At 67.3% G+C, this 25,103-nt stretch carries 30 protein-coding genes and 1 tRNA gene; 14 read left to right on the top strand and 17 right to left on the bottom strand.

Going from position 1 to position 25,103, the window contains the following annotated elements; genetic code table 11:
• Positions 1–12: 12 nt before the first annotated feature.
• A complete protein-coding gene (locus tag FO470_RS12105; protein ID WP_144343202.1) occupies positions 13–765 on the bottom strand; it encodes an ABC transporter permease in 753 nt (250 codons plus the stop codon).
• A 161-nt stretch (positions 766–926) separates the two neighbouring features.
• Here FO470_RS12105 and FO470_RS12100 point away from each other — a divergent pair, with 161 nt between their 5' ends.
• From FO470_RS12100 to FO470_RS12090, 3 genes are all read left to right on the top strand, one after another.
• Positions 927–1,766, top strand: a complete 840-nt coding sequence (locus FO470_RS12100) for a universal stress protein (protein ID WP_144343201.1) — start codon at positions 927–929, stop codon at positions 1,764–1,766.
• A gap of 159 nt (positions 1,767–1,925) precedes the next feature.
• A complete protein-coding gene (locus FO470_RS12095; protein ID WP_144343200.1) occupies positions 1,926–3,026 on the top strand; it encodes a choloylglycine hydrolase family protein in 1,101 nt (366 codons plus the stop codon).
• A 96-nt stretch (positions 3,027–3,122) separates the two neighbouring features.
• Positions 3,123–3,272, top strand: coding sequence for a hypothetical protein (locus tag FO470_RS12090; protein WP_186291937.1), 150 nt, complete (start codon positions 3,123–3,125; stop codon positions 3,270–3,272).
• On the opposite strand, the gene FO470_RS12085 is transcribed toward FO470_RS12090, so the two are convergent.
• The 4 genes from FO470_RS12085 to FO470_RS12070 form a co-directional block, all read right to left on the bottom strand.
• Positions 3,269–3,658 carry an A1S_2505 family phage non-structural protein gene (locus FO470_RS12085; protein WP_144343198.1) on the bottom strand — a complete coding sequence of 130 codons (390 nt, stop codon included), beginning with the start codon at positions 3,656–3,658 and terminating at the stop codon, positions 3,269–3,271. The two genes, FO470_RS12090 and FO470_RS12085, sit on opposite strands and share 4 nt — an antisense overlap.
• A 126-nt stretch (positions 3,659–3,784) precedes the next feature.
• Positions 3,785–3,861: transfer RNA gene (locus FO470_RS12080), tRNA-His, on the bottom strand.
• 108 nt (positions 3,862–3,969) lie between these two features.
• The gene (locus tag FO470_RS12075; RefSeq protein WP_144343197.1) at positions 3,970–4,734 is read right to left on the bottom strand and encodes a TIGR02186 family protein; all 765 of its coding nucleotides are present in this window, start codon (positions 4,732–4,734) and stop codon (positions 3,970–3,972) included.
• Positions 4,731–5,657 (bottom strand): sulfite exporter TauE/SafE family protein, encoded by a 927-nt coding sequence (locus tag FO470_RS12070; RefSeq protein WP_144343196.1) that lies wholly within the window; start codon positions 5,655–5,657, stop codon positions 4,731–4,733. The genes FO470_RS12075 and FO470_RS12070 overlap by 4 nt, the downstream gene beginning before the upstream one ends.
• A 337-nt stretch (positions 5,658–5,994) precedes the next feature.
• On the opposite strand from FO470_RS12070, the gene FO470_RS12065 reads away from it, so the two are divergent.
• A complete protein-coding gene (locus FO470_RS12065; RefSeq protein WP_144343195.1) occupies positions 5,995–7,281 on the top strand; it encodes a PQQ-dependent sugar dehydrogenase in 1,287 nt (428 codons plus the stop codon).
• A 62-nt stretch (positions 7,282–7,343) separates the two neighbouring features.
• Positions 7,344–7,670, top strand: coding sequence for a c-type cytochrome (locus FO470_RS12060; RefSeq protein ID WP_246659571.1), 327 nt, complete (start codon positions 7,344–7,346; stop codon positions 7,668–7,670).
• On the opposite strand, the gene FO470_RS12055 is transcribed toward FO470_RS12060, so the two are convergent.
• The 3 genes from FO470_RS12055 to meaB all read right to left on the bottom strand — a co-directional run bounded on the left by FO470_RS12055 (position 7,648) and on the right by meaB (position 9,794).
• Positions 7,648–8,304, bottom strand: coding sequence for a pyroglutamyl-peptidase I (locus FO470_RS12055; RefSeq protein WP_144343194.1), 657 nt, complete (start codon positions 8,302–8,304; stop codon positions 7,648–7,650). The genes FO470_RS12060 and FO470_RS12055 overlap by 23 nt on opposite strands.
• A 1-nt stretch (position 8,305) precedes the next feature.
• Positions 8,306–8,692: a response regulator gene (locus tag FO470_RS12050; protein WP_144343193.1), complete on the bottom strand. Its 387-nt coding sequence runs from the start codon at positions 8,690–8,692 to the stop codon at positions 8,306–8,308.
• A 109-nt stretch (positions 8,693–8,801) separates the two neighbouring features.
• Positions 8,802–9,794: a methylmalonyl Co-A mutase-associated GTPase MeaB gene (meaB, locus tag FO470_RS12045; RefSeq protein WP_144343192.1), complete on the bottom strand. Its 993-nt coding sequence runs from the start codon at positions 9,792–9,794 to the stop codon at positions 8,802–8,804.
• A gap of 203 nt (positions 9,795–9,997) precedes the next feature.
• On the opposite strand from meaB, the gene FO470_RS12040 reads away from it, so the two are divergent.
• Positions 9,998–10,201 (top strand): CsbD family protein, encoded by a 204-nt coding sequence (locus tag FO470_RS12040; RefSeq protein ID WP_144343191.1) that lies wholly within the window; start codon positions 9,998–10,000, stop codon positions 10,199–10,201.
• Positions 10,202–10,271: 70 nt separating this feature from the next.
• On the opposite strand, the gene FO470_RS12035 is transcribed toward FO470_RS12040, so the two are convergent.
• From FO470_RS12035 to FO470_RS12025, 3 genes are all read right to left on the bottom strand, one after another.
• Positions 10,272–11,129 (bottom strand): branched-chain amino acid aminotransferase, encoded by an 858-nt coding sequence (locus FO470_RS12035; protein ID WP_144343190.1) that lies wholly within the window; start codon positions 11,127–11,129, stop codon positions 10,272–10,274.
• Positions 11,130–11,140: 11 nt separating this feature from the next.
• Positions 11,141–12,523, bottom strand: coding sequence for a M20/M25/M40 family metallo-hydrolase (locus FO470_RS12030; RefSeq protein ID WP_144343189.1), 1,383 nt, complete (start codon positions 12,521–12,523; stop codon positions 11,141–11,143).
• A gap of 126 nt (positions 12,524–12,649) precedes the next feature.
• Positions 12,650–14,179: a helicase HerA-like domain-containing protein gene (locus tag FO470_RS12025; protein WP_144343188.1), complete on the bottom strand. Its 1,530-nt coding sequence runs from the start codon at positions 14,177–14,179 to the stop codon at positions 12,650–12,652.
• Positions 14,180–14,378: 199 nt separating this feature from the next.
• Here FO470_RS12025 and folP point away from each other — a divergent pair, with 199 nt between their 5' ends.
• The gene (gene folP / locus FO470_RS12020) at positions 14,379–15,221 is read left to right on the top strand and encodes a dihydropteroate synthase (RefSeq protein WP_144343187.1); all 843 of its coding nucleotides are present in this window, start codon (positions 14,379–14,381) and stop codon (positions 15,219–15,221) included.
• Entirely contained in the window at positions 15,211–15,750 is a 540-nt protein-coding gene (gene folK, locus FO470_RS12015; protein ID WP_144343186.1) for a 2-amino-4-hydroxy-6-hydroxymethyldihydropteridine diphosphokinase, read from the top strand. The genes folP and folK overlap by 11 nt, the downstream gene beginning before the upstream one ends.
• Before the next feature lie 62 nt (positions 15,751–15,812).
• Here the strand turns inward: folK and FO470_RS12010 are convergent, their stop codons facing one another.
• On the bottom strand, positions 15,813–16,145 hold the full coding sequence (locus tag FO470_RS12010; protein ID WP_144343185.1) for a hypothetical protein: 333 nt from the start codon (positions 16,143–16,145) through the stop codon (positions 15,813–15,815).
• Positions 16,146–16,324: 179 nt separating this feature from the next.
• Between FO470_RS12010 and FO470_RS12005 the strand changes: the two genes are divergently transcribed.
• Complete coding sequence (locus FO470_RS12005; protein WP_144343184.1) at positions 16,325–17,311, top strand: zinc transporter ZntB; 987 nt, start codon at positions 16,325–16,327, stop codon at positions 17,309–17,311.
• A gap of 84 nt (positions 17,312–17,395) precedes the next feature.
• On the top strand, positions 17,396–17,767 hold the full coding sequence (locus tag FO470_RS12000; RefSeq protein ID WP_144343183.1) for a hypothetical protein: 372 nt from the start codon (positions 17,396–17,398) through the stop codon (positions 17,765–17,767).
• Positions 17,768–17,833: 66 nt separating this feature from the next.
• On the opposite strand, the gene FO470_RS11995 is transcribed toward FO470_RS12000, so the two are convergent.
• The gene (locus FO470_RS11995; protein ID WP_144343182.1) at positions 17,834–18,430 is read right to left on the bottom strand and encodes a superoxide dismutase; all 597 of its coding nucleotides are present in this window, start codon (positions 18,428–18,430) and stop codon (positions 17,834–17,836) included.
• 378 nt (positions 18,431–18,808) lie between these two features.
• Between FO470_RS11995 and FO470_RS11990 the strand changes: the two genes are divergently transcribed.
• Positions 18,809–19,762 (top strand): hypothetical protein, encoded by a 954-nt coding sequence (locus FO470_RS11990; RefSeq protein WP_144343181.1) that lies wholly within the window; start codon positions 18,809–18,811, stop codon positions 19,760–19,762.
• Positions 19,763–19,816: 54 nt separating this feature from the next.
• Here FO470_RS11990 and FO470_RS11985 read toward each other — a convergent pair whose 3' ends face one another.
• The gene (locus FO470_RS11985) at positions 19,817–21,928 is read right to left on the bottom strand and encodes a S9 family peptidase (protein ID WP_144343180.1); all 2,112 of its coding nucleotides are present in this window, start codon (positions 21,926–21,928) and stop codon (positions 19,817–19,819) included.
• A complete protein-coding gene (gene msrB / locus FO470_RS11980) occupies positions 21,925–22,362 on the bottom strand; it encodes a peptide-methionine (R)-S-oxide reductase MsrB (RefSeq protein WP_144343179.1) in 438 nt (145 codons plus the stop codon). Before msrB ends, FO470_RS11985 begins: the two co-directional genes overlap by 4 nt.
• Before the next feature lie 366 nt (positions 22,363–22,728).
• Between msrB and FO470_RS11975 the strand changes: the two genes are divergently transcribed.
• Complete coding sequence (locus FO470_RS11975) at positions 22,729–23,151, top strand: Ros/MucR family transcriptional regulator (protein ID WP_144343178.1); 423 nt, start codon at positions 22,729–22,731, stop codon at positions 23,149–23,151.
• A gap of 56 nt (positions 23,152–23,207) precedes the next feature.
• Here FO470_RS11975 and FO470_RS11970 read toward each other — a convergent pair whose 3' ends face one another.
• Positions 23,208–23,510, bottom strand: coding sequence for a hypothetical protein (locus FO470_RS11970; protein WP_246659579.1), 303 nt, complete (start codon positions 23,508–23,510; stop codon positions 23,208–23,210).
• Positions 23,511–23,780: 270 nt separating this feature from the next.
• Between FO470_RS11970 and FO470_RS11965 the strand changes: the two genes are divergently transcribed.
• Positions 23,781–24,077 (top strand): helix-turn-helix domain-containing protein, encoded by a 297-nt coding sequence (locus FO470_RS11965; RefSeq protein ID WP_246659578.1) that lies wholly within the window; start codon positions 23,781–23,783, stop codon positions 24,075–24,077.
• Complete coding sequence (locus FO470_RS11960) at positions 24,070–24,618, top strand: DUF6456 domain-containing protein (protein ID WP_144343176.1); 549 nt, start codon at positions 24,070–24,072, stop codon at positions 24,616–24,618. Before FO470_RS11965 ends, FO470_RS11960 begins: the two co-directional genes overlap by 8 nt.
• Here the strand turns inward: FO470_RS11960 and FO470_RS11955 are convergent.
• Positions 24,612–25,046 (bottom strand): SufE family protein, encoded by a 435-nt coding sequence (locus FO470_RS11955; protein WP_144343175.1) that lies wholly within the window; start codon positions 25,044–25,046, stop codon positions 24,612–24,614. The genes FO470_RS11960 and FO470_RS11955 overlap by 7 nt on opposite strands.
• Positions 25,047–25,103: the final 57 nt, after the last annotated feature.

The following is a 25,103-nucleotide window of genomic DNA, read 5'->3' as shown; positions in this document are numbered from 1 at the left end:
CAATCGGGGAGGCTACGCCAGGACGGTTTCCGGGGCCCAGGGGAGCAGGCGGGTCAGTACGCGGTCGACGAGGGTGAAGAGCAGGAGCGCCACGGCGAGCAGGATGGCGAGCGCGGCAAAGACCATGTCGGTCTGCATCCGCGCGTTGGAGTAGAGCATGAGATAGCCCAGGCCCGCCGAGGCGCCGACCCATTCGCCCACCACCGCGCCGATGGGCGAGACGGCGGTGGCGACGCGCAGGCCCGAGGCCAGCGCCGGCAGGGCGGCGGGAATGCGGATGAAGCGCAGCGTCTGCGCGATGCCGGCGCCGTTCAGCCGCGCGAGGTCGACGAGGCCCTGCTCGGTGCGGGCAAGGCCGTCATGGAAGGCCGAGGCGACGGGAAAGAAGATGATAAGGCTCGCCATCACGATCTTCGAGGCGAGGCCGAAGCCGAACCAGATGACGAGCAGCGGCGCGATGGCGAACACCGGCAACGCCTGCGCCACCAGCAGCACCGGCCGCATTGCGCGCCGCGCCAGCGGCGAGGCCGCCATGGCCAGCGCGCAGACGATGCCCAGCGCCGAGCCGCAGATGAGTCCGAGCAACATCTCGCCCAGCGTGATGGCCGCGTTGTGGGCGAGGATGTCCGCGTTGTTCCACATGGCGAGGCCGATCCGCAGCGGGCCCGGCAGGATGTAGGCCGGCAGGCCGAACAGCCGGACGGCGCCTTCCCACAGGGCCAGAAGCACGAAGGTGATGGCGAGCGCGCGCCCTATGGCGGCCATGCGGCGAATTCCTACATCAGTTACAGCACTTATAGTCGGCGGGCGGCGGCTGCGCGACCGTTGCCGCCGTCGGGCCGAAGCGGTGCGGGACTACTTGACGGCCGTCAATGGGACGACACTTGATTGGAACAATATTTCAAAGGGACAGAGAGGAGGAACCGATGATCAAGGACATTCTCGTCAGCCTGCGCGTGGGTGAGGGACCGGGCGACGTTGCCGTGGATTATGCGGCATCGGCCGCGGCGGCGCTGGGTGCGCATCTCACCGGCGTGGCGGTGAGCTACGAGATCGATGTGCCGCCGGTCTACACGGAAGCCTTCTCGACGGATTTCATCGAGGCGCAGCGGGCGGAAAGCCAGCGGCTCGCGCAGCAGGCGGTGGAATATTTCGGCGAGGCGGCCCGCTCGGTGGGGCTGTCCGGCGAAGTGCGCCTGATCGACGGCACGCCGGGCGGCGCGGCCGAGCAGATCGGCGTGATGGCCCGCCTCTATGATCTCGCCATCGTCGGTCAGGCCGATCCCGACCGCATGGGCGCCGAAGAGGTGATCACCGAGGCGGTGCTGTTCGATTCCGGGCGGCCGGTGCTGATCGTGCCGCGCAAGCAGCAGAAGCCATTCTCCGCCAAGCGCATTCTCGTGGCGTGGGACGGCGGGCGCGCGTCGGCGCGCGCGGTCGCGGAGGCCCGTCCCCTGCTCGCCCATGCCAATCTGGTCGAGGCGGTGGTGGTGGACAGCGGCAAGTCCCGGAAGGGCATCGATCTTCCCGGTGCCGACCTCGCCCGCCATCTCGCGCGCCACGAGAAGACCGTCGAGCTGCGCCGGCTGGTACCGGGCGCCGACGAGAGCATCGTCGACGTACTGCTGAAGGAAGTGGCGGCGCGCGACATCGATATCGTGGTCATGGGCGGCTACGGCCATTCGCGGCTGCGCGAATTCGTGCTCGGCGGCGTCACGCGCGACATGCTGGAGCGCATGACGGTGCCGCTGCTGCTGGCGCATTGAGGCGCCGCAGGAGTTGGGTTCAATCAGGCCCGGCGCTCGCGCCGGGCCTTTCTTTTAGGCGGGCTTGCCGAAAGTCGATCTTAAAGCGGCGCGTGGCAGCGTCGGCTCGTCGCGTCGAGGCCGTCTGGCGCTCGAGCGGCAAGGGTGGGGGAAATGACGATGAAACGAGTTCTCGCGACCGCGCTGGCCTTGATGGCCACGATCAACATGTCCGTCGCCTGTACCGCGGTCGACCTTGCCGCGGCCGACGGCAGCGTCATTGCCGGACGCACCATGGAATGGGCGTTCGACATGAAATGGACGTTGGTGAGCCAGCCCAGGGGCACCACGCTGACGCTGACCGCGCCGAAGGCGAGCGGCCTGCCGCCGGTGAGCTTCACCACGAAATACGCGGTGGTCGGCGTGAGCGCGGCCATCATTCCTGGAGGCGCGCTGCTCGACGGGCAGAATTCCGAAGGCCTCTCCATGAGCGGCAACTTCCTGCCCGGCTTCACGCAGTACCAGACGGTGACGAAGAACGATAAGGCCTATCAGTCCGTGCTGACCTTCGGAGCCTGGGCGCTGGGCGGCTTCGCCAGCGTCGCCGAGCTGCGGACCGCCCTGCCGGGGATGAGGGTGTGGGCCGACGATACGCTGCCTACCGGCCCGACGCCGGCGACGCTGCATTTCGTCTTCGTCGACCGGAGCGGCGCGGGCATCGTGGTCGAATATGTCGGCGGCGAGCTGAAGATCCATGACAACGCCGCGCACGTGCTGACCAACGCGCCGACCTATGACTGGCACCTGAACAATGTGCGCAACTATCTCAGCCTCTCCACGGTCGCGGTGGCGAGCCAGCGGGTCGGCACCACCAACGTCACAGAGCTCGGGCAGGGCGGCGGACTGATCGGCCTGCCGGGCGACTACACGCCGCCCTCGCGCTTCGTGCGCGCGACGATGCTGCGCCACAACGTCACCCAACCGAAAGATGCGGCCGAGGCGGCGCAGGCCGTGGGTCACATCCTCAACAATGTCGATATCCCGCTCGGCATCGCCGAGTTCAAGCAGCCGGACGGCACGCTGGGCTCGGACTACACGCAGTGGGTAGTGGTCAAGGACCTGACCAATAACCGCCTGATGATCGCCGACTACGCGCACCGGCTGAACTATCTGACCATCGACCTCGCCCCGCTGTTCGCGCAGGACAAGCCGAGCGCGAAGCTGGTGGATGATCTGCCCTATCCACAGCCGGTGGCGGGCGCCGAGGTGCTGGCTCCCTGAGCAGAACTCGCGCCTTCGATAGACACCGGACCGGCCATCATCTGGCCGCGCGCTTGCATGGTCGCTGCGCGGCGGTTCAGACGAGGAGGTCCGGCCATGTCGAAAGAACGGGCGCGTGCGGTGGATGCCTTCGCCGCTGCCTATGCACGCAAGCGGGGCGGGCGCGTTCGCGTGCGGCCCGACGTGTGGCGGGAGCTGCGGGAGGCCGGCGCGGACATGTCGCTCTACATCTGCGACGCGCGCTAGCCGTCCTTGGCGGTGTCGGGGTTGTCGGGCGAGAGAACGGCGCGGAACTCGTCCGGTAGCATCACGTTCTCCGGCGCCTCCTTGAACATCGGCGCGATCTGCTCCGGCGTGTAGCCGGCATGGCCGCAGCCGATCGGCGTGAGCTGAAAAGTGAGATCGGGCCGCGCCCGGGCGAATTTGAGGAACCTTCGGACGAATTTCTCGATCTCGCCGAGCGGCAGCGTCTCGATGTTCCAGTCCTTGGTCGGAATGGCGAAGCTCGTGCCGGTGAGGCCGAAGCCGACGCCCCATTCCGCCCCGCGATTCTCGTAGGCCCAGCGGGCGGCGCCGCCGCCGTGGATGCCGGCGAGATTCGAGCCGAAGACAAAGACCGGATTGCGCGCCATGACCATCTCTCCTCCCGCCATCTCTGGCGAATGAGGACGCCAGGGGTCAAGCGAGAAGAACGCAATCGGCCCGTCCGGCAATACCGGCAGGAAGCTTAGGGGCGGAAATGTGCGTGAAAGCTTATCTGGTACAGCTGGGTGGGCTCGAACCACCGACCTCCGGTTCCACAGACCGGCGCTCTAACCAACTGAGCTACAGCTGCGTGCCAGAACGGCGCGGAACCTACTTTGGCGGCCCGCGCTTTGCAAGACCGCCGCGTCCGCTTCGTGCAGGCCGTGGACAAGAATGCGACGGGGCGGGGAGAAGGTCTTCAATCGCGCCGGAAAGCGAGGTTGGCGACGAAGCCGACGGCGAGGGCGCCGAGCGCGGTGACGATGCCATAGAGCCAGGGGTGACCCTGCGCCGTGCTGGCGACGGTTTGCTCGAAGTCGATCTTCGCCACTTCCAGCGTCAGCGCCCCTCGTTCGGAGAGGGCTCCATCGGCGAAGGTCTTCACCACCACGTCATAGGTACCGATCGGCGCCGTGCCGGGGATGGGGATGGCGGCGCGGAAAACATGCGGCGCGATGAACTCGACGCCATCGGTCTTCTCGACATAGAGGCCCTGAGCCTGTTTCACCCGGAGGAAGGCCTGCCGGAACGGATCGCCCGCTACGACGTCGGCATAGTCGCTGCCCACGCGCTGAAGCAGGTGATTGTTGGCGAAGCCGGCCTGCTCCTGCCGTAGCACCTCGGCATCGGCCATCAGGGCGGGATCGCGGTTGCTCAGCACGGCGAGGTAGGAAGGGGCCGCGAGAAAGGAACGACTGTCGACATTGACCCACAGGCCGAGCCGGCGCTCCTTGCGCCAGGTGACGAAGCTCTCGTTCGGCCCGCGAACGGTAACGACGACGTCATAGAGGCGCGAATCCCGGCGTGCCTCGTCCGCGCCGATGACGCCGAACAGTACAATGCTCTCGCCGGCGAAACTCGACGTAATGGTGACGCGCGACTTGGAGAGCGACAGCACGAGGCCCTCCGCCTGCGCCGGAGCGGCAAGCGCCAGGAGGAGGAAAAGTGCGAGCGCCCGGCTCATCGCGCGCGCTCGTCGATGGTGACGGCGTAGAGATCGGCCGGGCGGGTGGTCTGGTCCACCGCCACGCGGATGCCGACCGCGAGCACGAGGAGGCCGAGCAGCAGCCGCAGGTTCTCCGCCTTCATCGACTGTCCGGCGCGGGTGCCGAACTGCGTGCCGATGGTGCCGCCGACCATCAGGACGAGCCCGAGAACGGCGTCCACGGTCTGGTTGAGCACCGCGTGCATGACGATGGCGGCGACCATCGTCACCAGCGTGAGCATCAGCGAGGTCGCGACCGAGGTCAGCGTGGGCACGCGCAGGAGGTAGATGAGCGCCGGCACCAGCAGGAAGCCGCCGCCGATGCCCATCAGCGCGCCGAGGAAGCCGATGGCGAAGCCGATCGTCACCACCGGGATGGCGGAGACATAGATCCGCGACTGGCGGAAGCGCATCTTGAACGGCATGCGCAGGAACCACGGGTGCGCCCCTGGCCGCTTCACGCTCGCCTTCTCGCCCCGCCACTCGCGCAGCAGGGCGCGCAGGCTCTCGACCACCATCAACGTGCCGATGGTGCCGAGAAGGACGATGTAGGTGATGGCGATGACGAGATCGAGCTGGCCGAAGCGGCGCAGCACCATGAAGGTGACGACGCCCGCCAGCGTTCCTGTCAGACCTCCCGTTAGAAGCACCAGGCCGAGCTGCACATCCACCAGCTTGCGCCGCATATAGGTCAGCGTACCGGAGAAGGACGAGGCGGCCATGTGGGTGGAGACGCTCGCCACCGCGACGGCCGGGGGCACGCCGAGGAAGATGAGCAGGGGCGTCATCAGGAAGCCGCCGCCCACACCGAACATGCCCGAGATGAAGCCCACCGCGATCCCCATGGCGAGGAGGGTGAAGATGTTCACCGGCAGTTCCGCAATCGGAAGGTAGATCGTCACAGAATGGTTCCCGCAGGCGGGCGTCGCTTCCGCGCAGGATTTAGCAGCATTTGGCTAACAGCGGGTGACCGGCCGCATGCGGCCCTCTCGCGCAAGCGCGCGCGAGGGCAACCGGTTTCGTTATGTAATACATTATTATTCGTAATTAAATTATCATTTAGAGGCAATGCGTGTAGTATTATAATGCTACATATTCGAGGCGTTTGCGATCGTTTCAAGATTATTATTAGGAATTATTCGCATAGGGCATGATTTCTGACTTAACGTCAGCGGGGCGCGTGCTAGCCTGCGAGCGTCAACGGACCCGCACGAGGTCCGGGATTCTAGGAGGAAACCAATGTCCATAATCCGGCGTGGCCAGCGTTCCGCTGTGCTGCTGGCGTCGACCATGCTCGCGGGCGTCATGATGATCGCGGCTCCGACGCAGGCGCAGCAGTCGACCGACAATCTCGAAAAGCTGTCCAATTTCCAGTCCACCGGCGCCTCCATGGAAATGGAGACGGTGCCGCAGACCGGCCCGCGCGTCGATGCGTTCAACAAGACGCTCTCGGGCATCAAGCTGCCGGACGGCTTCAAGATCTCGCTCTACGCCATCGTGCCGGATGCGCGCGAGATGGCGGTCGGCCCGACGACGGGCGTCGTCTTCGTGGGCACCCGCAAGGCGAAGGTCTGGGCGGTGACGGACCGCGACAAGGACCGGGTGGCCGACGAGGTGAAGGTCTTCGCGCCGTCGATCCAGTTCAAGCTGCCGCACGGCGTGTGCTTCTCCAAGGACGGCTTCCTGTTCGTGGCCGAGCAGAACCGTGTCCTGCTCTTCCCGGCGGCGGAGTTCTTCTATGAGGGGCCGGACGTCGCGGCCTTCAACGTCGTCAAGCAGGGCGACCTGATCCCGCCGAACGAGGAATCGTTCAACCATACGGCGCGTGTCTGCCGTATCGGGCCGGACGACAAGCTCTACATCACGCTCGGAAACCCCTTCAACGTGTTCGCGCCGGAGAAGTTCGATCTCTACAAGAAGAACGGCATCGGCGGCATCGTGCGCTTCGATCGCGATGGCAAGAACCGAGAGGTCTATGCGTGGGGCATCCGCAACTCGGTGGGCATGGACTTCAACCCGAAGGACAAGACCCTCTGGTTCACCGACAACCAGGTCGACGGCATGGGTGACGACATCCCGCCCGGCGAGCTGAACCGGGCCACCAAGGCGGGCCAGAATTTCGGCTTTCCCTATTTCGGCGGCGGCTCGGTCCGCACTGCCGAATACAAGGACCAGCAGCCGCCGGCCGACGCGGTGAAACCGGAGGTCGAGATGCCGGCGCACGCCGCCGATCTCGGCATGACCTTCTATACCGGCCAGCAGTTCCCGCAGAAATACCGCGGCGGCATCTTCTCGGTGCAGCACGGCTCGTGGAACCGCACCACGCCGGTGGGCGCACGGGTCATGTTCACACCGGTGAAGGAGGATGGCACCGCCGGCAAGCCGGAGGTGTTCGCGGAGGGCTGGCTGACGCCGAACGGCGAATATCTTGGCCGCCCGGCCTCGGTGGCGCAGCTCAATGACGGTTCGCTGCTGGTGTCGGACGACACGTCCGGCGCGATCTACCGCATCTCTTACGGCAACTGAGCCGCCTCGCTCCCGCTGCCCACGGGCGGCGGGAGCATTCCATCGATCGCCGGGAACAGCTTATGAAATGGTCTTTCTTCATGCCGCTCCTCGCGGCATCGATGTTGTGCGCGCCGGCCATGGCGCAGGATGCGAAGGTCGGGCGGGCCAAGGCTTCGGCCCAATGCGCCGTCTGCCACGGGCAGAACGGCGTCGCCCAGATGCCGACCGCGGCAAATCTCGCCGGCCAGCAGGAACTCTATCTCGTCAAGGCGCTGGAGGACTTTCGCTCCGGCAAGCGCGAGAACGAGATGATGACGGTGGTCGCCAAGGGCCTGTCCGACGCCGATATCGCCAACCTCGCGGCCTGGTTCGCTTCCATCCCTGTCACCGTTCAGCCGCTGCCCTGACGGTGGCCGGAATGGCGGGACGACACTGGCCGGCGAGGGCGACGAGCAGCGCTTCCAGCGCCCTTCGAAGCCGTGCCTGCGAAAGCGCGCCGGGGCGCGGCAGCGGGATATGGACGAAGACGGCGAGGCGCGGTCCGCCGTCGGCCCGTCGCCCAGCCCTCGCCCAGCCATAGGCACGCCAGGCGAGAGCGTTGCAGATATAGCGGCCGGCATCGCGCGAGAGGCGCGCCGGCACGCCGGCTTCGCGCAGGGCCCGGAGCAGCGGCATTGGCGCCGCCGCAATCCGGCGGCTGGCCGGTGCCCCCGTCTCCAGGAGACGTGCGGCGGGACGCTTGCGGGTCACATCCGGAAAAGGGCCGGTGGCGTTGCGGGCCAGCGTCTCGATGGCGACATGGCGGCGGCGCCCGGCGACGCCGAGCATCAGCACGATGTCCGGATCGAAAGCGTCGAGGGTCGCGGCGAAGGCCTCCGCCTCGGCCCAACTCGTCGGCAGGATGCTCAGGGTGAAGTCGGCCGGCCTGAGCTGCGGGCTGCGGGTCAGGGCGCCCGCCAGCACCGCGGAGGGGTTGCGCGGCATGCCGGGAAAGGGGCCGAAGCCAGTGACGAGGATGCGCGGGCCGGTGCCGTGCGGCATCTCAACCGGTGCGCTCGGCGAGCGCCCGCGCCAGCGCGTTCTCGAGATCGGCGAGCTGGAACGGCTTGTTCAGCAGCGGGCGATCGCGCCACGCCTCGTCGATGGCGCAGCCGGTGTAGCCGGTGGAGAAGACAATGGGGATGCCGTGGCCGGTGACGGCACGGGCGATGTCGTAGCTGTGCCCCTCGCCCAGATTGAGGTCGAGCACGGCGACGTCGAAGTCACGATGACGGGCGGCGACGAAATTCAGCGCGCCGGCGATCCGGCTTTCGGTGCCGACAACGACGGCGCCCAGCTCTTCCACCATGGCTTCGATCATCGCGGCGACCAGCGTTTCGTCCTCGACAATGAAGACACGCTGTCCGGCCAGCTCGCGCCGCTCGTCCATTCGCCCCGTTACCCCTTCGCCCCAGGCATCCACAGCCGGCCCCGATCCGGCAGCGGCATTTTGTGGTTAATGAATAGTTTACCGCCAATCGGGCTTTTTTGCGCGCCGGCTACCAGCCGAAGAGACGCGCGATCTTCGAGGCCCCGAGCGTGGGCGACAGCGTGCCGGCGGCGACGGCGCGCTCGATCGCCGGAAGCTCGGCCCGCAGCGTGGCATCGGCGCGCATGCGGTCGCGCAGGCGGTCGTCGAACAGCGTCCACATCCACTTGACCTGCTGGGCGCTGCGCTTGTCCGCGAATGCGCCCGCGAGCTCCGCGCGCTCGCGATGCAGCCGCACCTGCGACCACAGCTCCTCGATGCCGGCGCCGGTGAGGCCGGAATAGGTGAGCACCGGCGTCGACCAGTGCGCCTCGCGTCCGCCGAGCACGTGCAGTGCGGCGCGATATTCGCTGGCCGCCGCCTTGGCTCGGGTGGCGTTGGCGCCGTCCGCCTTGTTCACCGCCACGATGTCGGCAAGCTCGATGATGCCCTTCTTGATGCCCTGAAGCTCATCGCCGGCGCCAGGAAGCATGAGCACGAGGAAGGTGTCGGTCATGTCGGCGACGGCGGTTTCCGACTGGCCGACGCCGACCGTCTCCACGAGGATGACATCGTAGCCGGCGGCCTCGCACAGCAGCATCGTCTCGCGGGTGCGCGCCGCAACGCCGCCGAGCGTGCCGGCCGAAGGCGAGGGGCGCACGAAGGCCCGCTCGTCCATCGAGAGGCGGGCCATGCGGGTCTTGTCGCCGAGGATCGACCCACCCGTGCGGGTGGAGGAGGGGTCCACGGCCAGCACCGCGACGCGATGGCCCTGATCGAGCAGATAGCTGCCGAGCGCATCGATGGTGGTGGACTTGCCAACGCCCGGCACACCGGTGATGCCGACGCGCATCGCCGCTCCGGTGAAGGGCAGCAGCGCCTGCAGAAGCTGCTCCGCCAGCGCGCGATGCTCGGCCTTGCGCGATTCCACGAGCGTGATGGCCCGCGCCAGCATGGCGCGGCGGCCGGCGCGCACGCCTTCCACGAGATCGTCGAGCGAGGGGAGGGGCTGGGCGTGGATCAAATCGGGGACCTGCGCGTTGTCGGGGGGATGCTAGAGCATTTCCCCAGGCGAGAAAATCGTCTGGACGGGAAGATGTACTCCAGGCTCTTGAAACTAGAGCATTTTCCTTCCGCGAGGGTGGTCCAGCCATCCGAACGGGCGACGGCTCCGGCAGCCACCCCTGCCCGACGAGGCACGAACCTTATCTCAACAGGGAGAGCCCCATGAACTGGGATCGGATTGAAGGCAACTGGAAACAGCTCAAGGGTCAGGTGCGCCAGCAATGGGGCAAGCTGACCGACGACGATATCGACCGCCTGCACGGCAAGCGGGAGGAGCTGGAGGGCGTGCTGCAGGAGCGCTACGGCCTCGCCAAGGATGAGGCCAACCGGCAGATCGACGACTGGACCCGCCGCTTCAAGATGTGACGGCATCGCGCATGCGGTACGATGCGCGACCGGAACGCAGCCCCCCGCCTTCCGGCGGGGGGGCTTTGCGTCAGGGATGGGCGAAATCCCAGTAGAGCTTGCGGGCTTTGCGGTAGACCGGCCCCGGCTGAAGGTCGCGCTCCTCGATGCGGGTGATCGGCGAGACCTTGGAGTAGTTGCCCGTCGTGAAGATCTCGTCTGCGCTCTTGAAATCGGCCCAGCTGAGCGTGCCTTCGATCACCTCGACGCCGGCCTCGCGCAGCAGGCCGATGGTGCGGGTGCGGGTGATGCCGGCAAGGAAGGTGCCGTTGGCAGCCGGCGTCAGGGCGACACCGTCCTTCACGATGAAGATGTTGGCGGTGGCGAGCTCCGCCACATTGCCGAGCATGTCGCACAGGGCGGCATTGTCGAAGCCTCGGCTACGGGCCTCAACCAGCGCGCGGCTGTTGTTGGGGTAGAGGCAGCCCGCCTTGGCGTCGGTGACGGCGCATTCGATGGTCGGGCGGCGGTAGCGAGACAGGGTGATGGAGGTGCCGCGCGTCGGATCGGGCATGGCCGCGTCGTAGATGCTGAGGCACCAGCGGGTCGATTCCGGGTCGGCGTCGACCGTGCGCGCGCCGGGATACTCGGCCCAGTACATGGGACGGATATAGAGCGCGGCGTCCGGCGGGAAGCGCTTCAGCCCGGCATGGGTGAGTTCGACCCACTTCTCGACGGAGACGACCGGCTTCAGCCCCATGGCGACCGCCGAGCGGTTGATGCGCAGGCAGTGCAGGTCGAGGTCGGGCGTCACGCCCTCGAAGGCGCGGGCGCCGTCGAAGACCGAGGTGCCCAGCCAGGCGGCATGGGTGCGCACGCCCATGATCGGCACGTTGCCCTCGTGCCACGCGCCGTCGAAATAGGTCCAGGTCTGCGAGTGTCGTGACATGGGCGCGCCTCCTACTGCGCCAGCGCCGCGAGGATGCGGACCCAGCTCCGGATGCCCTTGTGGAACGAGGTGAGGTCGTACTTCTCGTTCGGCGAGTGGATGCGGTCGTCGTCGAGCGAGAAGCCGACAAGCAGCGTGTCCTGCCCGAGCACCTTCTTGAACTGCCCGACGACCGGGATGGAACCGCCTTCGCCCACCGTGACCGGCGGCGTGCCCCACTCGTCCCCCAGCGCCTTGGCGGCCTTCGCGAGATCGGGATTGTCGTGCGTCACGGCGACGGCCGGGCTGCCCTCGCCGCCGAGGAACTCGACCGAGCAGTCGGCGGGGATTTGCGCGCGGATGAAGGCGCGCACCGCGTCGCGCACCTGAACCGGATCCTGGTTCGCCACGAGGCGGCAGGAGATCTTGGCGGTGGCGATGGAGGGGATGACCGTCTTCGAGCCTTCGCCGATATAGCCGCCCCACATGCCGTTCACCTCGAAGGTGGGACGCGAGGAGATGAGCTCGATCAGCAGCCGGTCCTTCTCGCCGGAGGGCAGCGAAAGGCCGACCGGCCCGAGGAAGTTCTCCGGCGTGAGGTCGAGCTTCGACCACGCGGCCTTCATGTAGTCCGGCGGCTCGACGACGCCGTCGTAGAAGCCGGGAATGGCGACGTGGCCATTGGCGTCGTGCACGGCGGCGATGGCCTTGGAGAGCACGTGCAGCGGATTGGCGGCAGCACCGCCATAATAGCCCGAGTGCAGGTCGCGGTCGGCGGCGTGGACGACAATCTCGTCATGCATCAGGCCGCGCAGCGACAGGATGATGGAGGGCGTCTGCGCGTCCCACATGCCGGTGTCGCAGACGAGCGCGAGGTCGGCCTTCAGTTCGTCCTTATGCGCGGCGACGAAGGGGCCGATATTGGCGGAGCCGCTCTCTTCCTCGCCCTCGACCATCACCGTGACCTCGACGGGGAGCTTGCCGGTCGCCTTGACGAAGGCGCGGCAGGCCTCGACGAAGGTCATCACCTGTCCCTTATCGTCGGCCGAGCCGCGGGCGACGATGCGCTTCACGCCCTCCGCGTTCTCGACGATGCGCGGCTCGAAGGGCGGGCTCTCCCACAGGTCCAGCGGATCGACCGGCTGTACGTCGTAATGGCCGTAGAACATCACGCGCCGCGCGGCGCCGCCGTTCGAGGCGGCGGTCACAATGGGGTGGCCGGGCGTGTCGTTCAGCTTCGTGGCGAAGCCTAGCGAGGCGAGGTCGTCCGCCAGCCACTGGCCGGCGCGGCGGCACTCTGCGGCATAGGCGCGGTCGGTCGAGATGGAGGGGATGCGCAGGAAGGCGAAAAGGCGCTCGATGGAGGCATCGAGATCGGCGTCCACGGTGGCGAGAACGCGGTCGAGATCGGCCATGGCCGGGGTCCTTGTCCTGGAAAAGTCGTCCCGGCGCGGTGTCGGCTGGCGTCGGAAGGGCCGGTTCGGGGGAGTAGTCCCGGCGCCGCGGTGATGCCGCCCGCCGGGACATGGCATCGGGGAGGGCTAGCGGCGCCGGGCGCCGCCGAGCACGTTGCGCAGGATCGCCTTGGTGACTTGATTGGTGACTTCGCGGGTGACCTGCCGCGTGACCTGCTCGCCGACGCTCATGCGGCCGCGCGGGCGCGTGCCGAACAGGCCGCCGAGCACGCTTTCCAGCAGGCCGCCGCCGGCCGTGGCATCAGCCTCGGTGGGGGCGGGGGCGTTGCGCGAGGCGGGCGTCGGCGCGGCCTCGGCCGGCGCGGTCTCCTCGGCGCGCTTAGTCAGCACCTCATAGGCGGATTCGCGGTCCAGCGTCTGATCGTAGACATCGCGCACCGGGCTCTGCTGGATGGCGAGCTGGCGCAGCTCCGGCGTGATCGGCCCGACGCGGCCAGCGGGCGGGGCGATCAGCGTGCGCTCGACCATGGAGGGCGTGCCGTTGCCCTCCAGCATGGAGATCAGCGCCTCGCCCTTGCCGAGCTCGGTGATGACCTGAGCGGTATCGAGCTTGGGGTTGGGGCGGAAGGTATCGGCCGCCGCCTTGACCGCCTTCTGGTCGCGCGGTGTGAAGGCGCGCAGGGCGTGCTGCACGCGGTTGCCGAGCTGGGCGAGCACGCTCTCAGGCACGTCGAGCGGGCTCTGCGTGACGAAATAGACGCCGACGCCCTTCGAGCGGATGAGGCGCACCACCTGCTCGACCTTCTGCAGCAGCGCCTTGGGCGCCTCGTTGAACACGAGATGCGCCTCGTCGAAGAAGAAGACGAGCTTGGGCTTGTCCGGGTCGCCGACCTCGGGAAGTTCTTCGAACAGCTCGGAGAGCAGCCAGAGCAGGAAGGTGGCGTAGAGCTGCGGCGAGCCCATGAGCTTGTCGGCGGCGAGCAGCGAGATCGTTCCGTAGCCCGAGCGCGGGTCGATGCGCATCAGGTCGCTGATCTTCAGCGCCGGCTCGCCGAAGAACTTGTCGGCGCCCTGATTCTCCAGCACCAGCAGCGAGCGCTGGATGGCACCCACCGTGGCGGCGGAGACATTGCCATAGGTGGTGGTGAGCTTGGCCGCGTTCTCCGCCGTGAAGGCGAGCATGGAGCGCAGGTCCTTGAGGTCCAGCAGCAACAGGCCCTGCTCGTCGGCGATGCGGAAGACGACGTTGAGCACGCCTTCCTGCACCTCGTTGAGGTTCATCAGCCGCGCCAGCAGCAGCGGCCCCATCTCGGACACGGTGGCGCGAACGGGATGGCCCTGCTCGCCGAACAGGTCCCAGAAGATGACCGGGAATTCGTCCGGCACGTAGTCGACGCCGATTTCCTCGCAGCGCTTGATGATCCATTCCTGGCCTTCGCCGGGCATGGCGATGCCGGAGAGATCGCCCTTGATGTCGGCGGCGAAGACCGGCACGCCGGCACGGGAGAAGCCTTCCGCCAGCGTCTGCAGCGTGACGGTCTTGCCGGTGCCGGTGGCGCCGGTGGCGAGGCCGTGGCGGTTCGCCAGCCTGAGAGTGAGATATTCCGGCTTTTCGCTCTTGCCGACGAATATCTTGCCGTCGATGTCTCCGGACATGGCCGCCTCCTGCCAGCGAACTGTGAACGCGCGAACCATGCGCGCTTCCTCGGCCACCTTTAGAGCGCAGGCGGGGGCGGTTCGGCAAGCGGTGCCGCACGCTCACCGCCGTCTCAATCGTGGCCTCGACCATCGAGCGGCTTGCGTTCCGCGTTACGGCGCGCGATTTGGAACGAAAGACCGCAACGCCGGGAACATCATGGCCTGCCTCACCCCGCCCACCCAACGCCTCTTCGACGCGCGCGGCCGCCGGCTCGATTATGCCGACCGCACGCTGGTGATGGGCATCCTCAACGTCACGCCCGATTCCTTCTCCGACGGCGGGCGGAGCGCGGCCCTGTCGGACGCGGTGACCAATGCCTGGCGATTGGTCGACGAGGGCGCGGACATTCTCGACATCGGTGGGGAATCGACCCGACCCGGCCATACGCCCGTGCCGGCGGAAGAAGAATTGCGGCGCGTGCTGCCGGCGGTCGAGGCGCTGGCCGAGCTGCCGGTGCCGATCTCCATCGACACGCAGAAGGCATCGGTGGCCGAAGCGGCGCTTCAGCGCGGCGCGGCCATCGTCAACGACATATGGGGGCTGATGGGCGATCCGGAGATGGCGCGCGTCGCCGCCGCCTACGATGCGGGCGTGGTGGCCATGCACAACCGGACCAATGTCGATCCGGCCGTGGATATCGTCGCCGATATCGTGGCCTTCTTCGAGCAGTCGCTGGAGCGCGCGGCGCGCGCCGGTATCCGGCCCGAGCGCATGAGCCTCGACCCCGGCATCGGCTTCGGCAAGACCTTCGAGCAGAACCTGCGCGCCCTCTCCGCGCTCGGGGAGTTCGTCCGGCTCGGCTTCCCGATCCTGCTGGGCACTTCGCGCAAATCGCTGATCGGCAAAGTGATCGAGACGACGCCGGCCGAGCGGCTGCCGGGAACCATCGCGTCCAACGTGCTCGGCATTGCGGCTGGCTGCGCCATCATCCGCGTCCATGACGTCGCCGCCCATGTGCAGGCGGCGCGGGTGACGGAGGCGATCCTTCATGCCTCCTGAATTTTTTATCCGCCGGCCGCGCAAGGTCGAGAGGCGCATCGCCTATCTCTGCCTCGGCTCCAATCTCGGCGACCGGGCGGGGACCATGGCGAAGGCGGTGGGGCTGATCGCCCGCACCGGGTTGAAGATCATCGCGCGCTCGTCGCTCTACGAGACGCCGCCCTGGGGGCCGGTGCCGCAGGGGCCGTATCTCAATATGGTGGTGGCGGTCGAGACGGAGCTTTCCGCCCGCGAGCTGCTCAACATGCTGCTCGGCGTCGAGCACGCCTTCGGGCGTGACCGCACCCGCGAGGTGCGCTTCGGGCCGCGTACGATCGACATCGACATCCTGCTCTACGGCGACGAGGTGGTGGCAGAGCCGGATCTCGAAATTCCCCATCCGCGCATGATGGAGCGCGCCTTTGCGCTGATTCCGCTGGCCGAACTGGCGCCGGATCTCGTGGTGCAGGGCGTGCCGGTCCGCGCGGCACTGGAGAAGCTCGACCGCAGCGGCATCGTGAAGGTCGATCCCCAGCCCGTGACCTATTGACGGGCGGTGCGGAAACGCAAAAGGCGGCGGATCGCTCCGCCGCCCTTGGATCCGAGGTGCCGTCAGCGGCAGACCTCGACATTGCGGTAACGCGGCTCGCCCCAGCGGTTGTAGAAGGTCTGGGTCTCGGTCCAGCAGCGCGGGCGATAATAGTTGTTCGCGGCTCCGGCGGCGAGGCCGCCCACCACCAGGCCACCGATGATGCCGGCGGCGACGGCCGCGCCGTTATTGTGGCGACGGTGGCCGTAGTAGTAGCCAGGTCCTCCCCAGCCCGGGCCGCCCCAACCGCGGCCGTGGCCGCGCCAGCCATCGGCTGCGGCGGGAACGGTGGAAGCGAGGGTGAGGCCCGCCAGGGCGAGCGCGGCGAGCTTGGTAGCCTTCGGGTAGCGGATCATGACGTCCTCGGTAAACTCTGCTAGTCGCTCGCGGCCGGGATTGGCCGTTGATGGAGGCAAAGCTAGCTCCCGTCCCCCGAACCCAAACTGAACCGGCTGTTGCAAAAGGTTCATCAAACTGAACGCATTCCAATCCGTCCGTTCATCCGGCGTTCATCCCGGAAATCAGGAGCGCAGCTTTGCCGGACTACGATAGGGAAGGTCTCGTAAGCGCCTGGGCATTCGACGGCGCGGGTGGAGCGCGGCGGATCGACTGGGACGAGATCCGGCGCGGGCCGCCGGACGGAAACGGCTTCGACTGGATCCATCTCCAGCAACTCGATCATGCGCATGGCCGGACCTGGCTGTCCGATGACAGCGGCATCGATCCGTCCATCGTCGAGTCGCTGAACGCGGCCGAGACGCGCCCGCGCTGCGCACTGTTCGACAATGGTGCCTTCCTCAATCTGCGCGGCATCAACCTGATGCCCTATTCGCTGCCGGACGAGATGCACTCGATCCGCTTCTGGGTGGAGCCCCGCCGTATCGTTTCGGTGCGCAAGCGCTCGCTCTCGGCGGTGGGCGATTTCGAGGATGCGATTGCGCGCGGGCGGGCCCCGCGCACGCAAGGCGAGTTCGTCGCCGACCTGTCCATGCGGCTGGTGGACCGGATGGACACGGTGATCACCGCGCTTGCCGAGGACGCCGACGAGCTCGAAGAGCTGGTGCTCAGCGCCACGCTGTCCAATCTCAGTCCGAAGGTCTCGGAGGTCCGGCGCGTCGCCATCATCCTGCGCCGCTACATCGCCCCGCAGCGCGAGGCGCTGAACCATTTCTCGCTGGAAGATGCCGAATGGCTCTCGCCGCGCGACCGCAACCGGCTTCGCGAGGCCGCAGACCGGGTGACGCGCTTCGCCGAGGAACTCGACTCGGTGCGCGACCGGGCGGCTGTGATCCACGACCAGATGGTGGAGCGTCGCGCCGAGCAGATGAACCGCTCCATGCTCATCCTCGCCGCCGTGACGGTGATCTTCGCGCCGTTGACGCTGATCACCGGCCTGATGGGGATGAACGTCGAGGGCATACCCGGCTCCCAGGACCCGAACGGTTTCTGGGGGGTGACGGTGCTGGCGGCGCTTCTCGGCGTCGGTCTCGTCGCGTTTCTGCGCGCGATACGCTGGCTGTAGGTCCCTTTCCGCCCGGGCCGGCGGTATTACATTGAAAACGGGCGGAAGCCGCGAAGGTCGCCTCTTCCGCGGGAGGAGCGTGTCATGACGCGCGTGATTCCGATCGGCTGTGCCGGAGTGCTGGCGACGATTCTGGTGGTCGCTGCCGGAGCGCCGACGGCGAAGGCCTATGAGTTTACCGGCACCTTCCCGGGGGGAGACTGCCGCCGGATGGCGGCGTCCACACCGCCGGCGAAGCTCTGGTACGGCCATTTTACCGGCCGCCGGCAGTCGCCCTGGAATGTGGACTTCATCGAGGGCCGGACGGTGGACGGCTGCTTTCGCACCAAGGCGGAATGCGACAACTGGCTCTACCAGTGGCGCTCGGCCTGGCAGCTCAATTTCTGGAACGACTACTGCGTCAGGGGATGGCCGCCCGCGCCGCGCGGATGGCGCCCGCGCACGCAGGGCCAGTAGAACGCAAAACGCCGCCGCCCGGTCGGGCAGCGGCGTCCATGCGGGACCTGCGAACGGCCCAAAGGCTCAGACGGCCTTGGAATAGAGCTGGGCGACATATTCCCAGTTCACCAGGTTGTCGACGAAGGCCTTGAGGTAGTCGGGGCGGCGGTTGCGGTAGTCGATGTAATAGGAGTGCTCCCACACGTCGACGCCGAGGATCGGGGTCGCGCCCTTGACCAGCGGGCTCTCGCCGTTCGGGGTCTTGTCGATGACGAGCTTGCCGTCCTTGACCGCGAGCCACGCCCAGCCGGAGCCGAACTGGGTGACGCCGGCCTGGACGAAGTCTTCCTTGAACTTCTCGACCGAGCCGAGGTCCTCGACGATCTTCTTCTCGAGCTCACCCGGGATGGCGCCGCCGCCATTCGGCTTCAGCCAGTTCCAGAAGTGCAGGTGGTTGTAGTGCTGGCCGGCATTGTTGAAGAGGCCGGCGTTCTTGCCGTAGGAGCCCTTGACGATCTCCTCCAGCGACTTGCCTTCCCACTCCGTGCCCTTCAGCAGGTTGTTGCCGTTGTTGACATAGGCCAGGTGGTGCTTGTCGTGGTGGTATTCCAGCGTCTCGCGCGACATGTACGGGGCGAGAGCGTCGTAGGAATAGGGAAGATCAGGAAGCGTGAAGGACATCGAATCTGTCTCCGCGAAATGAAATCCGGCCGAACCCCGGCGCGGGAGCTTCCACGGGTGCGCGAGCACCGCGAAAGATCGGCGCTGATTAGATAGGTCGGTATCGACCCGCGGACAACCAAAAGCATCGCGCGCGCCCGATTTCTTCCCCCGCCTTCGGAGGGGTGGAAAAGAGGCGGCCGTAGGGGAGAGGCACGGCGCTTTCGTTAAAGCGACACTAGACGTAAGGTCTCATAATGAAGGACCGGCTGCGAATCGGTCCCGTGGAGTTTGTTGATGGGTGCAATAGTCATCGGAATCGGGGCGGCGCTTGCCGTGCTTGGGTTCGTCCTGGGAGCGATGGGCTACGGCTCTTCGGAGACGGCCGGAGCAGGCCGCATGATGACGGTCGGCAGTTCCATTTTTATTGGTGGACTTCTGCTCGTTGCCCTCGGTTCCATTCTGCGGGTCTTGCGTGAAATCGCCGACAAGCTGGAAGGCGCGGTGCATTTCGAGCCGGAGGAAGACGAGTTCCACACCGGCCACGGCCCGGCGGGCTACGTCGCCGCCGGCCATGCTCCGGGAGCGGCTTCCGCGGCGTCCGCCCGTGTCGTGGAAGAAGAGGAATTCGTCGCCGTTTCGACCGCCCTCCCGGAAGACGAGCCTGCCCTGATCGAAGAGCCGACGGCGGAGGAGCGTGGACTGCCGTCCTGGTTCCGCCGCAAGCGTCAGGAAGAGGCCGGGCTGGCACGGGACGAGGAGGTGGAGCTGGAGCCCGAGGCTTCGCCGCTCGTGCGCGAGCCGGCGCCTGATTTCGATTCGCTTCCCTCGCCCCGCCCGGCTCCTGCGGAACCGTTTCGCGCGGAGCCCGTGCGGCCGGAGCCGTCGCGGGTCGAATCTTCCCGTATCGAGCCTCCGCGCCGCGAGCCGCCGCCCTTCCTTCGCACGGGCTCGCCCGAGCGCCCGGCGCCGGGTCTCGGGGGCGAGACCTTCGAGCCTCGCGTACCCGAGCCGCGTCTGCCCGACCCCCGCGCTCCTGAACCCCGTGCTCCCGAAACGCGCCTTTCTGAGCCGCGCCCTCCCGAGCCGCGCCCGTCGCGGCCGCCGGAGGAGGCTCCCGCCGAGCCGCCGGCGTTCCTGCGCGATGCCGATCTTCTCTCCGGCGAGCCGGAAGTGGAGGAGCCGGAGGCGGAGCCCGACGTCACGGTGCTGAAGTCCGGCACCATCGGCGGCATGGCCTACAAGCTTTATTCGGACGGCTCGATCGAGGCGGACCTGCCCGACGGCACGCTGCGCTTCGCCTCGCTGCAGGAGTTGCGCGACCATGTGTCCGGCGGCGCCAATCGCGCCTGAACCGACCAGCCGATGACATAAAAGGAAGGGCGCCTCGCGGCGCCCTTCGTCGTTTCAAAGCCCTGTCGCGGCCCCTGCCATGGCCAGGGCGAAGGCGTAGACCATGGCGGTTTCTTCCAGCCGGTCGAAGCGCCCGGCGGCGCCTCCATGGCCGGCTTCCATATTCGTGCGCAGCAGGAGGGGCCGACTGTCGGTCTTCATCTCGCGCAGCCGCGTCACCCATTTCGCCGGCTCCCAATAGGTCACCCGCGGATCGGTGAGGCCGGCGAGCGCGAAGATCGCCGGATAGTCCTTCGCCGCGACATTGTCGTAGGGCGAATAGGCGCGGATGGTGGCGAAGGCTTCCGCGTCGGTGATCGGGTTTCCCCATTCCGGCCATTCCGGCGGGGTAAGGGGCAGCGTGTCGTCGAGCATGGTATTGAGCACGTCGACGAAAGGCACTTCCGCGACGATGCCGGCAAAAAGCTCTGGCCGCATGTTCGCGACGGCACCCATCAACATGCCGCCGGCCGAGCCGCCATGGGCGACGATGCGGTCGGGCGCGACGATCTTCTCGGCCACCAGATGTTCGCCGGCGGCGATGAAGTCGGTGAAGCTGTTGGTCTTCTTCGCCAGCTTGCCTTCCCGGTACCAGCGCCAGCCCTTCTCCGTGCCGCCGCGTATATGGGCGATGGCGTAGACGAAGCCGCGATCCACTAGTGACAGGCGCGAGGTGGAGAAGCTCGCGGGAATGGAGATGCCGTAGGCGCCGTAGCCATAGAGGAGGCAGGGGGCGGTGCCGTCGAGCGGCGTCTCCCTGGCGAAGAGCAGCGAGACGGGAATGAGTTCACCGTCCGGCGCCGGGGCCATCAGCCGGCGGGTGACGTAGCGCGCCGGATCGTGCCCGGAGGGCACTTCCTGGCGCTTGCGCAGCACGCGGGCGCGGCTCTCGACGTCATAGTCCCACACCTCGGAAGGGGTGGTCATCGAGGAATAGGTGAAACGGATCTCGGTCTTGTCGAAACCGTAACCGGGGTCGAAGCCGAGCGCGTAGGCCTCCTCGGCGAAGGCGACGACATGCTCCGATCCGTCCTTGAGTGCGCGCACCACGATGCGCGGCAGGCCATCCTCGCGCTCCAGCCGGACCAGATGATCGCGGAACGCGCTCTGCGAGAGCAGGAGCCTGCCCGGCTTGTGCGGCACCAGATCGCGCCAGCTGGCGCGCCCGGGGCTGGCAAGCGGGGCGGTGACGATCTTGAAGTCCTCGGCCTCGTCGGCGTTGGTCTCGATGATCAGGCTCTCCACGCCTCCGAGGGAGGGGTGGTGCTCGACCCCGTAGCGCAGGCCCGGCTCGCGCGGCTCCACGCGGACCGGCGGGGCGAGCGGCGCGTGCAGGTCGAGCAGCCAGACCTCGCTGGTGTCGTGGTCGCCGCAGGAGATGAGGCCGAAGCGGCCGGACTGCGTGCGCCCGAGCGAGACGAAGAAGCCCTTGTCCGGCTCCTCGTAGATGAGCACGTCGTTGGCCGGGTCCGAGCCGAGCAGGTGGCGGTAGACGAAGCTCGGCCGGTGCTCGGCGTCGCGGCGGATGTAATAGATGTGCCGGCCGTCCGCACTCCAGAGCACGTCTCCGGTGGTCTCGGTGACCACGTCCGGCAGGTCGGTGCCGGCGGCGATGTCGCGGATGCGCAGCGTGTAGTACTCCGACCCGGCCTCGTCGGCCGTCCAGGCGTACAGCGCGTGGTCGGGCGACTGCTGGGCGTCGCCGAACTGGAAATAGGCCTTGCCCTCGGCCAGGGCATCGCCGTCGAGCAGTATCGTTTCGCCCGCGACGGCGCCTGCCGGCCGCCGGCAGATCAGCGGGTGCTGGCCACCTTCGCGGAAGCGGGTGAAATAGGCGTAGGGACCGTCCGTCGCCGGAACGGATGCGTCGTCTTCCTTGATGCGCGCACGCATCTCCTTGACGAGGGTGCGGCGCAGATCGGCATGCGGGGCGAGCCAGGCATCGGCGGCCGCGTTCTCCGCCTCCAGGAAGGCCCGGATGTCGGCATCGAGCACGGACGGGTCGCGCATGACCTCGCGCCAGTTATCGGCGCGAAGCCAGGCGTGCGGGTCGACAAGGGTCTGGCCATGGAAGCTGCGGACCAGCGGCGGATGGGTGGGGGCCGTCACGGCGGGGCGCGTGTTCACGAGGCGGCACCCGGCGCGTCGGGCTCATCGGCCTTGAAGGAGAGGGCGACGCCGTTGATGCAGAAGCGTTGCCCCGTCGGGCGCGGGCCATCCGGGAAGACATGGCCGAGATGGGCGTCGCAGGTGGCGCAGCGCACCTCGATGCGGTGCATGCCGTAGGAATGGTCGTGATATTCGGTGACCGCCTCGGCATCGACCGGCTGGAAGAAGCTCGGCCAGCCGGTGCCCGATTCGAACTTGGCGTTGGAGCGGAACAGCGGCGCACCGCAGCAGACGCAGCTGTAGAGACCGGGTTCCTTCTGCGCCAGATGCGGGCCGCTGAAGGCGCATTCGGTACCGTGGCCGCGCGTCACGCGGTACTGCTCGGGGGTCAGTTCGGCACGCCACTGCGCGTCCGTCTTCACCACTCTGGGTCGGCGGGAGGGCTGGTTCATCGCGGAATCCTTGAGGTTTTCCGCAGAGATAATCGTCCCCTCCCGCTCCGGCAAGTGTTGGTGCCCTTCACGAAGTCTTGCCTTGCCCCGCAAGAGGCCGGAGCCAGCTTGAAAATAGGCAGCTTGTCCAACTTGAGCTTGATCTAGCTCAGGGACAGTCTGGCGCCCCTGGGTCAGCACGCAGAATTGTGTTGGAATTTGTTCGAAAAATCTTGTTATCGGCGGGCGCGAAGTCTATCTATCAGATTGTATCCAGGCGCCGAATGAAGATGCGCCGACGTGACGTATTCCCCTGCACGTCTGCGGATGCGGCACGGCGCCCACATGTGGCGTCACGGTTTATCGATGTCATTTGAAGAACGAGCCATGAGCGACACCAAGGACGCTGACAGCTATATCGAACTGGCCGCCGACATCGTCTCGGCATATGTGAGCAACAATGCGGTTTCGGCCAATGATCTGACCGCCCTCATCGGCGATGTGCACGGCGCCCTGCAGCGCGTGGACAAGGGCCAGGCCGAGCCAGTCGTGGAGCCGCTGAAGCCGGCGGTGCCGGTCAAGAAGTCCGTCATGCCGGACTACATCGTCTGCCTCGAGGACGGAAAGAAGTTCAAGTCGCTGAAGCGCCACCTGCGCACGCAGTACAACCTCACGCCGGAAGAATACCGCGAGAAGTGGGGTCTGCCGTCCGACTATCCGATGGTCGCGCCCAACTATGCGGCGGCGCGCTCGGCGCTGGCCAAGGAGATGGGCCTCGGCCAGCAGCGTCGGCGTTCCGCGCGCGGTTGAGACACAAAGCTGAGACGCGCGGCCGGTTCGCCGGCATGAAAGAGAACGGAAGGCCGTCACCTGGGGTGGCGGCCTTTTTCGTTGCGCACGTCGGCGTACTCCTGTGTTGCGCCGACAACTGGTGATGGGCCTTCCGCCTCAGCAAGCAGCCGGCGCAGGGCCGCGTGACGCAGGGCGTCATATCCCACGCCGCAGCGGGCCGCGCGGCGCTCCAGGCGAAGCATTCGGCGCAGATTGATACCGCGCTCCTCGCCGGATTGTCCCAGAAAGGGCCGCAACGAGGCGGCCCGGGCGGCGATGGCTTCCGCCGGCTCATCGCTTCGTACCGCCCGGATGCGGCGGGCTCGACGGGTGTGCATGTTCAACCTCGCTGATCCATGCGCGCCAGTATCGGCAAGGTGGCGAGGGGTGCGGATAAATTTCCTATTTTCTGAACGGCGCAGTTCTGATTGTGGCTTCTGTGTACAATGTTCTCTTTTTGTTCTTGATTGCGGGCGGCATGGATTATAGGCTTGTATTCCTATCAAGGAGGCAGCCCCATGCTCCCACGCAGCGAAGTCGAAACGGCCGATTCCACCCATCCATTCCATACCGACGCCCCCCGCAGAGAACCTTGCCTTGTGGCGGCGATGCATGCCGCGGAAGCGGTGGGCGTGCCGGTCGATGTCGTCATCGGGTCGCGCCGGCGTGATAGCCGCTGCACCTCGGCGCGGGCGCTGGGAATGTATCTGGCCCATGTCGGGCTTGGACTACCGATGACCCGCGTCGCGGCCGGTTTTGGCCGTCACCGCTCCACCGTCGCCCATGCCTGCCGCAAGATCGAGGAACGTCGCGAGGTTGCCGGCTGGGACCGCTGGGTGGCCGCGCTGGAAGAGAGCGTGCGCGGGCTGGCGGGTGCCCCTATGTCGGGAGGCGCGCATGTCTGAGCCGCGGATCGACCATGTCGAGATCGAGATCGACGGTGCGCGGACACGCGTCGCCGTGGACCTTGAGGAAAGCCCGCTCGGCTGGCTCGCGCGTCGGCGCGGGCGGGACGGACGCAGCTTCGTCTCACCGGTGCAGCTCATCGCCGGCGAGCGGCTCCGGGTGGATTTTACCCGCGCGGGAATGACACCGCGCCTCGGCGCCGACTGGGAGGCGGTGGCGCGTGGCAGCCGGCGGGGGCTCGTCCCCGGTCTCAATGCGTCGGAAGCGATGCTGGCGGCGCGTCAGCGCCTGTCACGTGCGCTGGAGGCGACGGGACCGGAATTCTCCGGCCTTCTCTTGGATGTGTGCTGCTTTCTCAAGGGGGTGGAGCAGATCGAGCGGGAGAGGGGCTGGCCGGCGCGCACCGCCAAGGTCGTCCTGTCGCTTGCGCTGGGTCGGCTGGCCCGCCACTACGGGCTGGCGGAAGTGGCGCAGGGGCCGGAACGAACACGCAGCCGCGCCTGGAGGGCGGGCGACGTGACGGGTGATGCGTCTCAGTGAACCGCGTCGGCGAGGACCCGCCGCGCCTCGGCGCGGATGCGCTCGACCATGGAGCGCAGGCCGTTGGAACGCTGGGGCGTCAGGTGTTCCTTGAGGCCGATGCGCTCGAACACCGAGGTCGGATCGGTGGCGGCGATGTCATGGGCCGGACGGCCGGAATAAAGCGCCAGAAGGATGGCGACGAGGCCACGCACGATGTGGGCGTCGGAGTCGCCGAGGAAGACGAGGTGCGGGCCATCGTTGTCCGGCCGGGCCTCGCTCACCAGCCAGACCTGGCTGGCGCAACCCTGCACCTTCGACTGCTCGGTGCGTCGCTCCTCCGGAAAGGGCGGCAGGGTACGGCCGAGCTCGATCAGGTAGCGGTAGCGGTCGTCCCAATTATCGAGAAGCTCGAAGTCCTCGATGATGCTGTCGATCTTTGATGTCATCGGCGCCTCTTCAGCCGCATATAGGGGCGCCGTGGGGGCGAGCGCAATGGCTGGGGC

Source organism: Ancylobacter moscoviensis (assembly GCF_007559435.1).
Lineage (GTDB): Bacteria > Pseudomonadota > Alphaproteobacteria > Rhizobiales > Xanthobacteraceae > Ancylobacter > Ancylobacter moscoviensis.
Note: the sequence above shows the minus strand (reverse complement) of the source record. Positions and strands in the feature narration are given on the sequence as shown.

Coding starts and splice junctions, on each gene's coding strand:
- FO470_RS12000 (WP_144343183.1), top strand. CDS start 17,396: ATGACGCGCGTGATTCCGATCGGCTGTGCCGGAGTGCTGGCGACGATT.
- FO470_RS12025 (WP_144343188.1), bottom strand. CDS start 14,179: ATGTCCGGAGACATCGACGGCAAGATATTCGTCGGCAAGAGCGAAAAG.
- FO470_RS12105 (WP_144343202.1), bottom strand. CDS start 765: ATGGCCGCCATAGGGCGCGCGCTCGCCATCACCTTCGTGCTTCTGGCC.
- FO470_RS12100 (WP_144343201.1), top strand. CDS start 927: ATGATCAAGGACATTCTCGTCAGCCTGCGCGTGGGTGAGGGACCGGGC.
- msrB (WP_144343179.1), bottom strand. CDS start 22,362: ATGAACCAGCCCTCCCGCCGACCCAGAGTGGTGAAGACGGACGCGCAG.
- FO470_RS11990 (WP_144343181.1), top strand. CDS start 18,809: ATGATGACGGTCGGCAGTTCCATTTTTATTGGTGGACTTCTGCTCGTT.
- FO470_RS12065 (WP_144343195.1), top strand. CDS start 5,995: ATGTCCATAATCCGGCGTGGCCAGCGTTCCGCTGTGCTGCTGGCGTCG.
- FO470_RS12095 (WP_144343200.1), top strand. CDS start 1,926: ATGAAACGAGTTCTCGCGACCGCGCTGGCCTTGATGGCCACGATCAAC.
- FO470_RS12035 (WP_144343190.1), bottom strand. CDS start 11,129: ATGTCACGACACTCGCAGACCTGGACCTATTTCGACGGCGCGTGGCAC.
- FO470_RS11960 (WP_144343176.1), top strand. CDS start 24,070: ATGTCTGAGCCGCGGATCGACCATGTCGAGATCGAGATCGACGGTGCG.
- folP (WP_144343187.1), top strand. CDS start 14,379: ATGGCCTGCCTCACCCCGCCCACCCAACGCCTCTTCGACGCGCGCGGC.
- FO470_RS11970 (WP_246659579.1), bottom strand. CDS start 23,510: ATGCACACCCGTCGAGCCCGCCGCATCCGGGCGGTACGAAGCGATGAG.
- FO470_RS11975 (WP_144343178.1), top strand. CDS start 22,729: ATGAGCGACACCAAGGACGCTGACAGCTATATCGAACTGGCCGCCGAC.
- FO470_RS12055 (WP_144343194.1), bottom strand. CDS start 8,304: ATGCCGCACGGCACCGGCCCGCGCATCCTCGTCACTGGCTTCGGCCCC.
- FO470_RS11995 (WP_144343182.1), bottom strand. CDS start 18,430: ATGTCCTTCACGCTTCCTGATCTTCCCTATTCCTACGACGCTCTCGCC.
- folK (WP_144343186.1), top strand. CDS start 15,211: ATGCCTCCTGAATTTTTTATCCGCCGGCCGCGCAAGGTCGAGAGGCGC.
- FO470_RS12050 (WP_144343193.1), bottom strand. CDS start 8,692: ATGGACGAGCGGCGCGAGCTGGCCGGACAGCGTGTCTTCATTGTCGAG.
- FO470_RS12010 (WP_144343185.1), bottom strand. CDS start 16,145: ATGATCCGCTACCCGAAGGCTACCAAGCTCGCCGCGCTCGCCCTGGCG.
- FO470_RS12030 (WP_144343189.1), bottom strand. CDS start 12,523: ATGGCCGATCTCGACCGCGTTCTCGCCACCGTGGACGCCGATCTCGAT.
- FO470_RS12040 (WP_144343191.1), top strand. CDS start 9,998: ATGAACTGGGATCGGATTGAAGGCAACTGGAAACAGCTCAAGGGTCAG.
- FO470_RS12075 (WP_144343197.1), bottom strand. CDS start 4,734: ATGAGCCGGGCGCTCGCACTTTTCCTCCTCCTGGCGCTTGCCGCTCCG.
- FO470_RS12060 (WP_246659571.1), top strand. CDS start 7,344: ATGAAATGGTCTTTCTTCATGCCGCTCCTCGCGGCATCGATGTTGTGC.
- FO470_RS11955 (WP_144343175.1), bottom strand. CDS start 25,046: ATGACATCAAAGATCGACAGCATCATCGAGGACTTCGAGCTTCTCGAT.
- FO470_RS12085 (WP_144343198.1), bottom strand. CDS start 3,658: ATGGCGCGCAATCCGGTCTTTGTCTTCGGCTCGAATCTCGCCGGCATC.
- FO470_RS11965 (WP_246659578.1), top strand. CDS start 23,781: ATGCATGCCGCGGAAGCGGTGGGCGTGCCGGTCGATGTCGTCATCGGG.
- FO470_RS12090 (WP_186291937.1), top strand. CDS start 3,123: ATGTCGAAAGAACGGGCGCGTGCGGTGGATGCCTTCGCCGCTGCCTAT.